At 54.6% G+C, this 12,259-nt stretch carries 13 protein-coding genes; 1 reads left to right on the top strand and 12 read right to left on the bottom strand.

Going from position 1 to position 12,259, the window contains the following annotated elements:
• Positions 1–12: 12 nt before the first annotated feature.
• The 7 genes from radC to Q0V31_RS02700 form a co-directional block, all read right to left on the bottom strand.
• Positions 13–510, bottom strand: coding sequence for a DNA repair protein RadC (radC, locus tag Q0V31_RS02730; RefSeq protein WP_298184252.1), 498 nt, complete (start codon positions 508–510; stop codon positions 13–15).
• Positions 482–1,432 (bottom strand): hydrolase or metal-binding protein, encoded by a 951-nt coding sequence (locus tag Q0V31_RS02725; protein WP_298184250.1) that lies wholly within the window; start codon positions 1,430–1,432, stop codon positions 482–484. Before Q0V31_RS02725 ends, radC begins: the two co-directional genes overlap by 29 nt.
• Before the next feature lie 91 nt (positions 1,433–1,523).
• Positions 1,524–2,525 (bottom strand): lambda-exonuclease family protein, encoded by a 1,002-nt coding sequence (locus tag Q0V31_RS02720; protein ID WP_298184248.1) that lies wholly within the window; start codon positions 2,523–2,525, stop codon positions 1,524–1,526.
• A 79-nt stretch (positions 2,526–2,604) separates the two neighbouring features.
• Positions 2,605–3,573: a DUF932 domain-containing protein gene (locus tag Q0V31_RS02715; protein WP_298184245.1), complete on the bottom strand. Its 969-nt coding sequence runs from the start codon at positions 3,571–3,573 to the stop codon at positions 2,605–2,607.
• Positions 3,574–3,667: 94 nt separating this feature from the next.
• Positions 3,668–3,940, bottom strand: a complete 273-nt coding sequence (locus Q0V31_RS02710; RefSeq protein ID WP_298184243.1) for a hypothetical protein — start codon at positions 3,938–3,940, stop codon at positions 3,668–3,670.
• Positions 3,941–4,111: 171 nt separating this feature from the next.
• Positions 4,112–5,530 (bottom strand): YfjI family protein, encoded by a 1,419-nt coding sequence (locus Q0V31_RS02705; RefSeq protein WP_298184241.1) that lies wholly within the window; start codon positions 5,528–5,530, stop codon positions 4,112–4,114.
• Positions 5,531–5,600: 70 nt separating this feature from the next.
• Complete coding sequence (locus Q0V31_RS02700; protein ID WP_298184239.1) at positions 5,601–5,945, bottom strand: AlpA family phage regulatory protein; 345 nt, start codon at positions 5,943–5,945, stop codon at positions 5,601–5,603.
• Positions 5,946–6,319: 374 nt separating this feature from the next.
• On the opposite strand from Q0V31_RS02700, the gene Q0V31_RS02695 reads away from it, so the two are divergent.
• On the top strand, positions 6,320–7,417 hold the full coding sequence (locus Q0V31_RS02695) for a hypothetical protein (protein WP_298184237.1): 1,098 nt from the start codon (positions 6,320–6,322) through the stop codon (positions 7,415–7,417).
• A gap of 357 nt (positions 7,418–7,774) precedes the next feature.
• On the opposite strand, the gene Q0V31_RS02690 is transcribed toward Q0V31_RS02695, so the two are convergent.
• From Q0V31_RS02690 to eutC, 5 genes are all read right to left on the bottom strand, one after another.
• A complete protein-coding gene (locus tag Q0V31_RS02690; protein WP_298184235.1) occupies positions 7,775–8,977 on the bottom strand; it encodes an integrase arm-type DNA-binding domain-containing protein in 1,203 nt (400 codons plus the stop codon).
• Positions 8,978–9,193: 216 nt separating this feature from the next.
• Positions 9,194–9,721 carry an inorganic diphosphatase gene (gene ppa / locus Q0V31_RS02685; protein WP_298184234.1) on the bottom strand — a complete coding sequence of 176 codons (528 nt, stop codon included), beginning with the start codon at positions 9,719–9,721 and terminating at the stop codon, positions 9,194–9,196.
• A 78-nt stretch (positions 9,722–9,799) separates the two neighbouring features.
• Positions 9,800–10,639, bottom strand: coding sequence for a M90 family metallopeptidase (locus tag Q0V31_RS02680; protein WP_298184233.1), 840 nt, complete (start codon positions 10,637–10,639; stop codon positions 9,800–9,802).
• A gap of 191 nt (positions 10,640–10,830) precedes the next feature.
• Complete coding sequence (locus tag Q0V31_RS02675) at positions 10,831–11,298, bottom strand: GNAT family N-acetyltransferase (RefSeq protein WP_298184231.1); 468 nt, start codon at positions 11,296–11,298, stop codon at positions 10,831–10,833.
• 135 nt (positions 11,299–11,433) lie between these two features.
• A complete protein-coding gene (gene eutC / locus Q0V31_RS02670) occupies positions 11,434–12,246 on the bottom strand; it encodes an ethanolamine ammonia-lyase subunit EutC (protein WP_298184229.1) in 813 nt (270 codons plus the stop codon).
• Positions 12,247–12,259 lie beyond the last annotated feature (13 nt).

Genomic DNA, 12,259 nt, shown 5'->3' with positions numbered 1-12,259 from the left:
CTTCGTTTCTCCTCACAGGTAACCCAGTTCCGCGAGCGACACGCAGCCTTCCTGGCCCACCACGATATGGTCGAGTGTCCGCACCCCCACCAGATTCAGGGCCTCCTGCAATTTGTGGGTGAGGGTGAAATCCGCTTGGCTGGGTTCTGGATCACCGGAAGGGTGGTTGTGTACCAGCACGGTTGCCGCGGCGTTGTGCTCCAAGGCAGCCTTGACGATTTCTCGGGGATAGACGCTGGCACTGTCCAGCGTGCCCCGGAACAGCTCGTGAAAGGCAATCACCCGGTGCCGGCTGTCGAGCAGGAGCAGGGCGAATACCTCATGCTCGTAATCGGCCAGCAGCGCCTGCAGGTGGTTGAACACATCCTTCGGTGAGGTCAGTGCTCGCCCCCGGCGCAGACGCAGGTTCGCCAACTGCCGGGCCATCAGCAGGATGTCGGCTTCCGTGACCGGCGACTCGACCAGGTAGGTTCCGGTCGAGTCACTGGCTTTGAGCTTGTGCAGGCGCATGGTGGGCTCCTTGATGGTTATCTGTCGGAGGGGTGTGGCGCTGGGCTTGCGCATCCAGCTTCTCGGCCAGGCTGGCTTTCGCAGAGCGCTGCGGCGTGTTGCTGGCTGGCGGTTGGCTTTCTTCGGTGGGGTAGAACTCCTCGGCGATTGCCCCCGCGTCTTCCTCGCTGTCCTCGAAGGCACCATTGGCCAAGCCACGCTGCGCGGCCTCATCCAGCGCGACCTGATCAAAGCCTGCGCTTTGCCGTTTGGCATCCAGTTCGGTGGCAGCTAGCAGCGTCTCGGCCATGTCCATGTCGCTGCGTACCGTCAGGTCGACATAGAAGATCGGCGTACCATGGCTCTGGCGAGTCGACTTGCCGCGCAGGCGCAGTTCCAGCGGCAGGCATGCCAGCCGATTGCCAGAAATAGCCTGGAAGTAATGCAGTCGAGCGGCCAGGGTGCGAATGCTGTTGAAGCCGGTGGTGCGAAACACGAAGCTGCCGAGCGGATCGTCATCACCAATCAGCACGTTTAGCCGGCCATAGGGCTTGCAAGCGCCGCCCTTGGCCAGTGGACAGGCATCCGGTGAAGGGCAGGGGAGCGACTGCATGCCGTCTTGGGTGGCGCGTTTGCAGGTCTCGCCATTGCCCACACACAGCGGTCGACCGGACTGCCGTTCAAACAGCGTGTAGTCGGCGCGAAAGTTCAGCTCCGGCTCGTTGAACAGTAGGCGTACCGGGATGCTGCGCAGCTTGTCGTCCTTGCCCTGGCGCAACTCGTCGTTGAGCGGGTGCAGCAGCCAGCCGTCCTTGCCTTGCACCTGGGAAGTGATGGTGAACTGGTCATCTTTCTCCGGCAGGCGTTTGCCGTTCTTTTCGATGACCTTACCGATAGAAATCCGCCCGAGCACCGGCGGGGTGATAGCCAGACCTTTGAGCATGGTGGTTCTCCTGGAAATGAAAAAAGGCCAGCCACGCAGCGCTAACTGCATGGGCTGGCCAAGGGGGGAGGGAATGGTTAAATGGGGGTAATCAGCTGACCAGGAAGCGCCGGCTGCCTTCCTTGAGCTTGGTATAGCGAACCTGCAGGTAAGGCTTATCCTTCAGCATGGTTTCCACGTCGAGCACGCTGCTGCCCTTGGCTTTCTTCCAACTGATAAAGCCGTGGCTGAACTCGGCGCGGGTGGCATCGCCCATAGCCTGTTGCAGCATCTGCTTGAGCTGGGCTTCGCGGGTTTCCTTTTCTGCCATCGACTGGCGTACTGCTTTCAGTTCGATATAGGCGGCTGCCAAACCCGCACGGCCACTAAAATCGACGGTCTTGCCGTTGTCTTCAGGATAGAGCGCGCGCAGAGCTATTTCAGCCGAGGCTGAGCCATCAGCCGGCGGTGGCGTGTCGGTCTCGACGTAGTGCCAGAACTTGCGTTCCAGCTCGATCAGGCGAGCAATCATCTGCTCGTCCCGTTCGATGCGATGTATCTCCAGCGTCTGGCCACCCAGCAATACCGCCACATCGGCCGCTTGCTTGCCGGTGACGGCGAGCTGGTGCATTACCTGCAACTGCACATACTCGGGCACGCCTTCTTTCCAGAGGCGTGCGCCGTTTATGCCGGCTGTCTTGCATTCGAGGATCTGCACATCGTCAGCACCAATGACCTCGCGGTCGATGTTGGCCAGCATCCAGGGCAGCTCAGGATCAGGGTGTTGCAGCACGGCGTTGATGCGCCGGACCTTGTTCTTAGTGCGTTTGCTGTAATGCCAGGCCACGACAGGCTCCAGCACATTGCCCCAGTACATCGGGCTTTCCTCATCGTGCGGATCGGCCTTGGGCAGAGTGGTGTCACGCCCGGTTTTTTCCATCCACAGCTCCAGCTGTGATTTATAGGGATTAAGGCCCACAGCCGCACCTGCATCCGAGCTGCCGATGCCTTGCTTGCGCACTGCCAGCCAGTCTTCACGTGGTAATTCCTTGGTGCTGATTAAACGCAGAGCCGGGCGCGGCTTGCTGGCGCTGCTCAACGGAGTAGCTTTCATAGCGATCACCTTGCGAAAATAGAAACGCCCGATCAGCAACTAGGCTGATCGGGCGTTATGGAGTGGTGGGGTTAAGCGGTCAGGCGACCAGTTGCAGAGCGGTATCCAGGGCACGTTGTTTGATCTGCGCGCCCTGGCCGAACCAGGCTGAGTCCATGCGGTACTCGTTGCTGCGGGCACGGCGCTCGTGATCGACAAACTCGGTCACGGAGTTGAGCAGGCCCCAGGCAGTGCCGCGTGCTGAGTCGAGCTGACTGCCCCGACCACGACCTTCGTACAGTTCCTGGACTTTGCGCAGTGCGCGCTCGTTGGGCAGCACCTCCGGTAGAGCACCGGTCGGACTGGTCTCGCACAGCACGTTCATAAAGAAGCCCAGTGCCTCATGCCACTGCACCTTGCGCTCGGCCAGTGCGCGCATGCGGTACATGAAGTCGTCCCATTGCGAGACGGCGATGCCGAGTTGCTTCTTCACCGCCTTTGGATCGAAGCGGGTGTTGTGCGGTACCTTGATAGCCCGGCTGGCACCGTCCAGGGCGATGGTCAGGGTGTTATTGCAGACCACCCGTACCGTGGTTGGCGTGGCAGTGGTGGCCAGGGTGCCGTCGCAGGATGTGGCCAGGAGCAAGTAGCCATTAACCTGATCGTTACCCTTGATCACAGCACCTTGCCCGGTACGCGCCAGCGCCCAGAATTTGCGCCCGCCTTTCAGTACACCAGCAGTTTCAAGCTCGTAGCCAGAGACCTCAGTGAGGTCTCGATAAAACTCCAGCACCTCGCGCGGCTGCACAGTGTGGTAGCGGTTGGAGACCACTGACAGCGGTGCCTTAGTGTCCGAGCGGAACAGCACCTTTTGCTCGGGAAACGAGTGGATAGCGCCCAGCGTACCGATGCTGTCCGATTTGAAATGCACCGGGCTTTCCTGGATCTGCCAGTCCATGCCGGCTTCGCGTTGCCAGACTTCGATGGGTTGTTTCTGAGTGAGTTGATTGCCCAGACCGTGCCACGGAGCAGCGCCAGCGTAGGCCATTGTTTCGACGAGATGAGCCATGGTTGAGATTCCTTTGGGTGCAGGACGGCATAAAGCGCTGCGCAAGGCGCAGCACCGTCCGGACGATATGAATAGAAAGAGAGTGGGAGCCGGATCAGGCCGGCAGGTTGAAGCGATGGCCGCAGAGTAGGCAGAGGTTGTTGGCTAGGACATGACGGTCGAGCGTATCGCCCAGCTGCGCGCCGAGCGCACAACCACCAACCCCGCCGGCCAGGCCACCGAGGATGGCACCTGATACATAGCCGAGTGTGATGCCGAAAGGTCCAGCGATAGTGCCAACTAGCGCACCTGCTTGGCCGCCGGCCAGTGCAGCGCTGACACCACGCGCAACACCGCCTACGGTGCCGATGGCTGCGCCAACTTTCATGGCTTGATGGAATGAAGCGACTTTGGGTGAGTGACAGTGAGGGCAGCGCAATGACATGGTAAAAAACCTTTTTGGTGGTGATGTCATTGCAGTAATGTGTGACTGAGATTATTTCGAATCGTATTACAAGTAAAAAAAGCACCGGCGCAAGGCCGGTGGTAAAGTGCTGGGTTATAAAAAGCTTCTGTTTATTTCAATCCGGACTGGTCTAACTTTATCATTCACAATTATTTTTCCCGAGGCCACTAAGCAGTCTAATGTGGGGTTGAGTTTCGAAACTGCGCGAAACTTTGATGGGCCTTTTCGGAGAATGTCGTTTTTATCAACCCAGTTAAATATATTCGAGTTTTTACAGTTGGATTGAATCCAGGCGAATAAAATTTCTGAATCACTGATGATCTTGGGCATAAATGTAAATTCATTTCGAAAAGTTTTTGAGCATTCGAGGACGATTTTTTCTGCCGCTTGAAGCTCTTCTAGGGTGATAAGCCCTTCGCCGAATTCGAAGTAACGTAAAAGTGCAGCTACGCGAGCAATATTCTCGCTGAGCTTAGATGCATGATCCTTAGATCTTTCATATGTGCCACCTACTTGCAGTTCTGACTCTATCTTGTTGTATGATTCAGTCCAGTACGCAGCTGCACTGGTTGATAAGCTTATTGTTTTCTTTTCTTCGGAAGTATTGCGTAGGCGGTGCATGCATTTTTCCAGCAGGTTGTGCACTCGTTCGTTATATTTTGCGATAACTTCGTTATTGATGGCTTTGTTCTTTATGAAGCGCGTTCCCTGAGTCGATTCTGGATGAAAAACTAAGGCGCGAGATAGTAATCCAACAGAGCGAGCAAGATCCCCCTTGCCCTCTAGATACTCTTTTAGTACTTCGAGCTGAATCATAATCCCTAAAGTCAGTCTTGCATCATGTAGTGAACAGCCTTCAACTGTTGCTCGTGATACGTCTATAGTGCTTCCGGTCCATAATGCATTAATCTTACCGAAGTCATTGAATACGCCTTTTAAAACCGAAATCCCTTCACTAGACATTAGTGCTGCCCAAGGCATGTCAAGTCGCATGCCCTTTATAAGGGCTGCTGTAGTAGCGTCTTCGTAAAACGGGTTGAATGCCCGTGGTCGTTCAGGTTTATGTTCTTGATGGCGTAGCAGCTCACTTTCATGTAATTGGTATTCTGGTTCAGTTTGAGGCGTATTGCTCATGTCTTTGATGATTTTCCGCTTTCGTGCTTCCCAAACTTCCAATTTAACACTCCAGGCGAGTAGTTCTTTCTGGTGTGTGATTAATGCATTCTTTACATATGTTCTAATATATCCTAGAAACATACTCTCGATTGTTGACTTTCTCTCGCCGGAGCTTGCAATGCTAATGATCAAAAGTGAAACTGGTCCGATCATATTTCCTGGTCGTTTTACATCTATTAATGGCTGGCATAGCATTGAGATTGTTGATAGGGCCGAAGCTAGGGCTAGCTCAAGCGGAGCTTGTGTGGTTTCGGCTACTTCAACAATAAATTCTTTCAGTAGGGGAAATTTATTAAGTGCTGAGAGGATTGTTTTATTTGTGGCTTCTTGGTTCATGTTAGTGTCTCTTTTCGGTTACATTTCCGTGATGCTTTTTCAAGGCACCATGTTTTCCATTTCTTGATAGTTAGCCGCGGCTGTCGAGCCATGCCATGATTGATTCCAATCGCCAGCCGACTGCACCGCCGTTTTTTCGTCCGGATAACCGAATTTGTTTCGGAAAGAGTGGGTCGTGCCTCGGTGATCTTGGGTTTAACCAGTCATACACGCAGGAGCGTGAGATCGACAGCATCTCAGTGAGTTGGCTTAACCGAATTATTTGGGGTTTTGATATTTCCTCTGCATGTGTGTTCGCCTCCTTTGTCCGTAGCTCGGATATCGAGTTGCGTACATTTGTGTAGCGCTCGGCTTGATGAAGAAAGGTTGCATGCCTTTCAGCAGTGCTCGCCTCGACTTCGTGTTTTTCAGTCATTTTTTTGCCTCCGATTTGGTAAGGCGATGCTATGCCTATGACCTTTCGCCTTCACTTGCTCTACTTAGCTGGAATTTTTTACCTGACACAGGGGCTGCAAGCATTGGTGTTGATTTTTATGTTCTTGCGTGGTAGTGGCTTGCGCGGTTGACTAAGGGGCAGGTGTCCAATACCCGCGATAGCTGCGACAGCTGTCGCAGCTATCGCGGGCTTTTGGCTCTTCCTCTATTTATTTTCTATGAAGAAAGCGGGCCGCCCCTGGGCGTGGGCTCAGATGGTGCTGAAGGAAGATGGAGGCCTGTTCCGCATGAGAAGCTGGTCTCATGGGACTATGGTGAGTGCTAGGCATGGTCGGGAATTGAGGAGATAGGCTAATGAAGCTTGCTGTGCCAGAAGCTGGTCATTACGGGGCATTAATTACTAATGACTCTTTTGAGGTTTTGATGCGTAAGGATATAAATTATTCGAAAGGTTTGTTTTTAAGATGGGAGCATAATTCAGATTGTGCACCAAGCAAGTTGGTCCGCTCTCGGTTGGCGGAAGATTTTTGTATTAGCGCCGACTTTATAAAAGTTCCTGTTCATTTGATATTTTTTAAGGGGGGTACGCTTGTTAACTTTCTTATGAGGTGTTCAGGTTGCGACATAGATTCTGCTGGTTTTAAGTGGGTTTCTATACGAGAGGCTTGGGACGAAGTAGCTAAATTGAATGGTGATGAGCTTCACGTTGGTGAGTGCAATTCGTTAAGTATTTTGAATGACTGGATTCATCACCAAAGGCGTAAAATTGCCTTAAAAGAAGTTACGGAAGGTCAAGTTGAGTATTATGAGAGGTTTGATGCGCTCTGTCATCGCGCGCGAGCCGCGCTGGATATGTACCCTAGATACTTTGATGGGGTTGGAATGTATTCAGAGTTTATGCAGTCAATGATTGAAGCGGCTGTGGGGGAAATAGATGGAATTGATAATTATCCTTTATATTTAGATGACTTGTGTTCCAAAGCAGAAAAGCCTGGCAGAAGTTCCATTCGGGAGAAGGATCTTGTAAAGATTGTTCGTTTCAGTCTCGCGAGTGCATATCGTCGTTTGTGCGAAGAGAATTCTGACGGTTTTTCAGCAGAGTGTTTTCGTGTTGAGAAATTTATAGGTTTTCTTGAGCATATTTATGCTAAGGGTTCGCCAGAAATGAGAGCTCGTGCCATTAAGGGTGGGGGTGCGAGGAGGAGAGGTCATGCTAACCCAGATGAGATCAAGAAGTTGGAGTCTGTTATTCTGAAGGTCCTTGGGAATGAAAAATTATATGGCAAGCATGATCAGCAATATGAGATTGCACGCAAGATAACAGCTAATGTATTGAGTGAAATTTCAAGTTTGGGTGTTGGTGATATTTTTAGTTCTGTGGATTTGCGTCAGTTTATCTGGGATTTTTTAATCGAGAACAAGTCTGCAAGAAAATTTTTGAAAGAAAAGTAGCGCATGATTGTGAGGTTTTTATTTACTCTGATGTGATTTTAAGTGTTTACCTAGTGCGTTCATCCCTTCTGGTATCCCTTCTGGTATCTCTTTTGAGTAGCTATGTCTTTGATAGGTTCTTTTGACTTTACTTTCCTCTGTATGGTTTAGGCATCTCTCGCAACTTCGGGTAGGACAGCCTAAGGCTGTTATTGTCGCCGCGCCGGTTCGTCTCAGGTCGTGAAGTCTCCACTTCCCGCCTTTCAGGCAAAGGGCCTCTGCCTTGGTGCTGTGGTCACTAAATGCTTGTTGTCTGACTGAAGTTTTCTTATCTTTTAAGTCATTTGATGTTGGCGCGACTGTATTTGCTCCTAGGGGTTAGAATGTTTTTGTGCTCAGATATTTCGCCCAATCTTCCATTAGTTCTCTGCGCTTTTCTAAATAGTCAGATCTGGAGTATGCCCCTTCGGTTTGATCGCGTTCGTCATGTGCAAGTGCCATTTCACAAATTTCACGTGGGTAGTGTGTGCGCTCACCAGCCCAGTCGCGAAATGATGAGCGGAAACCATGTCGCGTAATAGATTTATATCCCATGCCATGTAGTAGGGTGCGAATCGCATTTACATGCATTAAACCGCTTTTACCTTGGCCAGGGAATAAGAATGGACTGCCTTCAATACGTGGAATATCTCGCAGGCAATCAATTACCTGGTTAGCAAGTGGTATGACGAAGGCGACGCGCATTTTCATTCGCTCTTCGGGAAGTGACCACGTACGAGCTTCAAAATCAAACTCATCCCAGCGAGCGAATCGCACCATGTGCGCGCGCGCGGCGGTCATGATCAGCAATTGTGCGGCAAGAGATGGCGCTGTCATGTTCGCTTTCAATTGATGCATTAGCTTTGGTACGTCTTGCCACGGCATTGCGGGAAAGTGCTCGCGCTTTCGAGCTTTTTTCTTTTCCGCCCGACTGAGTAAGTTGTCCAGGTGGCCACGCCACCGTGCTGGGTTTTCTCCGTCACGAAGTCCGCGCGCTTTTGCTGCGTCCAGAATTTGTTCGATCTGTCCGCGTACCTCGTCAGCTGTCCGGGTTTTGGTGGTCCAGATGGGCTGCAGAACCTTGAGAATATACGCAGTGTCGATCTGCTCGGCAGCCAGTTTGCCGATGTGGGGGAAGGTATAGAGCTCTAGCTTGCGCATCCAGCCTTTACGCCACTGCGCAGACCAGCTCCCGCCGTGGGCTATCCAGTAATCTGTTGCCAGTACTTCAAACTTGAGCTGTTTTGCCTCTTGGGCTCGTTGAGCCTCGCGCAGGGCTTCACGTTCCTGATCTCGGGCGGCAAGTGGGTCGACACCGTCTATCAGCTGGCGGCGTTTAGTGCTTGCTTCGAGTCGGGCGCTCTTGAGGCTGATCTCCGGATACGAACCTAAACCCATTTCCCGGCGACGACCAGCGAGCTGGAAGCGCAGTAGCCAAGACTTGCGCCCTGTTTGTTTGACGACCAGGCGAAGCCCATCTCCATCTTCGTAGGTGCCAGGTTCTGTCAGGTTCTCGACCTGTTTCGGATTTAGCTTGCCCATAGTGTCCTCCGCCGAAATGCCATTTCTGCTTGTCCCCCCACTTGTCCCCCCACTTAGTCATCGGATGGGGTTGTATTGCATTGGACTCGGTTGGTTGGGTAAATGGCTGTAGACCTTTATTTATCAAGGCTACCAGCTTATGTTTCGGATTCGGTAGGACTATTTCGGGCATAAAAAAAACCGGCTTGTGGCCGGCTTTTAGGGGGTGGGCGCGACTTATTTTTGGTAAGCAGCGACCGCCTTCATAATTAGACCACGGGCTTCTTCAGCGCCGCCCCAGCCTTCAACCTTGACCCACTTGCCTTTTTCGAGATCTTTGTAGTTCTCGAAGAAGTGCTTGATCTGCTCGATCAGCAGGGGCGGCAGGTCGGTGTATTCCTGAACATCTTTGTACAGCACGGTCAGTTTGTCGTGCGGTACGGCAACCAGCTTGGCGTCGCCGCCGGCTTCGTCGCTCATGTGCAGTACGCCAACGGGGCGGGCGCGGATGACCGAGCCTGGGGCTACCGGGTACGGGGTCACAACCAGCACGTCGAGGGGGTCGCCGTCGTCAGCCAGGGTGTGAGGGATAAAACCGTAGTTGGCCGGGTAGAACATTGGGGTGGCCATAAAGCGATCAACCATCAGGCAATCAATGTCGTGATCGATTTCGTATTTGATCGGCGCGTGGTTGGCCGGGATCTCGATGGCGACGTAGATGTCGTTCGGCAGGTCTTTACCAGCAGGGATTTTGCTGTAGCTCATGGGGCGACTCCCGAGGGGTGGGCCAAAAAAGTGGCGCGATTATAGGCGTATTCCCCCAGCGTTGCTACGTCGGCTTATCTAGCCATTGGTCGTGAACGGGCTGTTTTTCGCCTGGCTTTGCTGGGGCGAATTACACGGGTGGAGTTGCTGCAGGCGCTGCAGCGGGTTCTGGCGGTAGAACAGTGCCAGTTGCGCGTAGACCGCCGGGTAGGCCTCGATGAGCAGGTCCGGCGCGCTGAAAAAGTATTCGCTGGTCACCGCGAAGAACTCCGCTGGGTTTTCCGCGGCATAAGGGTCAATGCGGGTGTCGGCCTCGGGGTTGGCATCCAGTTCGGCGTTCAACTGGTCGAACGCGCTCTGCATGGCCTTGGCCCATTCCTCGACAGGCATGTTGTTGTGCAGCGGTGGCAGGCCGTTGGCGTCGCCGTTGAGCATGTCCAGCTTGTGCGCCAGCTCGTGGATTACCAGGTTGTAGCCGTCCCACTGACCGCTGGCTAGCACCCCTGGCCAGGCGAGAATGACCGGGCCTTGCAGCCAGGCTTCGCCGCTGTGTTCGGCATCCCACTCATGCTCCACACCGCTGGCATCGCGGTGGCGCTGTGGGCTGACGAAGTCGTCTGGATAGAGAACGATCTCATGAAAACCCTGATACCAGTTGAGGTCGGCCAAATGCAGCAGTGGCAGCTCAGCCTGCACGGCCAGCAGCAAGCGAGCGTGGGCGTCCAGTTCAAGGCCGGGCAGGGCGCTAAGGTGCTTGTGGTGCAGAAACAGCACGGCCCGCTCACGCAGGCGCTGCTGCTCGGCGGCATCCAGGCCGTCGAGGATTGGCAGCTGTTGCAGGATGGCGTCCCACTGCGTGCGACTGATGGGGTGACGGGCAAGGATGCGCTGGCGACGCCAGGCACGTAGCGACCACATGGGCTGTGCTCAGGTTTTAGGAGGCGTCCACCATAAGCTTGAGGCGCGGCGCTGGGCAAGTCGATGCAACGGCTGCAATGGCCTGCCTGTCCGCGATCTACAGGCGGCTTTGCGCGCGGTGTCTGGCGGCTGAGGCCGGATGGCCCAGCACGAAAGCCCGCGAGCAGGGTCTCGCGGGCTTCGTCTGGCGCTTAGGGCGCGGTGAGGTCTTCGGTGATCGGCAGGGTGAAGTTCTTAAACTCGGTGTCTTCTTTGAAACCGATGGATTCGTAGAGCTTGTGCGCGACGTCGTTATCGACGCTGGAGGCAACGCGCAGGCGCACGGCGTTGGTTTCCTTGGCCATTTGCTTGGCGGCCTGGATCAGGCGATCAGCCACCAGCTGGCGGCGCGCATCCTGGCAGACGTAGATGTCGTTAAGAATCCACACGCGCTTGAGCGACAGTGAGGAAAAGCTCGAATAAAGCTGACAAAACCCGAGGATCTTGTCTTCATCATCGGGCATCGCCAGGTAAATCACCGACTCATTGCGGTTGATGCGGTTTTCCAAAAACTTGCGTGAGGATTCAGGGTAGAGCAGCTGACCGAAATGCTCGCGGTAAGTGGCGAATAGCGGGGCAAGTTGATCGAGATGCTCCAGGGTCGCTTGAACGATGCGCATGGTGAGCCTCTACTTCAGTCATATGGATGGCTTCGGCAACACGCCAGTGCTGCCTGCAAACGACCCGATGCTGCCTAAAGCTTTTGGAAAGTGCAATCCAAACAAGCGTTTGGTTGTAGTCGCCCATTTAGCGCTTTAGCCCAGCAGAAAGTTGTCATTACGAGCGGCGCCAGCCAGTACCGGCACTTCGGCTTCATCCTTCAGGTTGACCCCTGATAACTGGCGTCGGCAGGCTTCACGCATCAGGTACAGCAGGCGATGACTGGCCATGGCGTAGCTCAGGCCTTCCGCGCGCACGTTGGAGATGCAGTTGCGGTAGGCGTCGGTCAGGCCGACCTTGGGCGCGTAGGTGAAGTACAGCCCGAGGCTGTCCGGTGAGCTCAAGCCTGGGCGCTCGCCGATCAGAATTACCACCATGCGCGCACCCAGCCGCTCGGCCACTTCATCGGCGACAGCGACCCGGCCCTGGCTGACCAGGGCTACGGGGGCCAGGCTCCAGCCTTCGGCTGCGGCCTGTTCGCTGATGCGCTCGATCATGGGCAGGGCGTTGCGGTGCACGGCCAGTGCGGAGAGGCCGTCTGCGACGACGATGGCCAGGTCGTAACCATCCGGGTTGTTTTCGCGGTGCTGGCCCAGCACCTCGGCGGATTCAGGGCTCAGGCGCCGGCCTAAATCGGGGCGCTGCAAGTAAGTGTCGCGATCCACGGCGGCGCTATGCAGCAGTAGGCTCTGGCGATGCTGGCTGGCCAGACCGGCGGCCAATGCTGCATGGTCGAACGGCAAGTGCACAGCGTCGCGGGCCTGGGCGTGGGCGAACTGGAAATCCAGCTGCGCGCGGGTCGGCATGCTGGTGCCGGCGCGGCCTAGGGCGATACGCGCCGGAGTCAGGTTGCGCAGTTGCTGCCAGGGATTTTCACTGGTGCCGCTGAGTGGGCTGTCATCGTACATAAGCGGCTCCTTA

It is taken from the genome of uncultured Pseudomonas sp. (genome assembly GCF_943846705.1).
In the GTDB taxonomy this organism is placed as follows: Bacteria; Pseudomonadota; Gammaproteobacteria; order Pseudomonadales; family Pseudomonadaceae; genus Aquipseudomonas.
The sequence above is the reverse complement of the archived record's forward strand: the minus strand, read 5'-3'. Positions and strand labels throughout refer to the sequence as shown.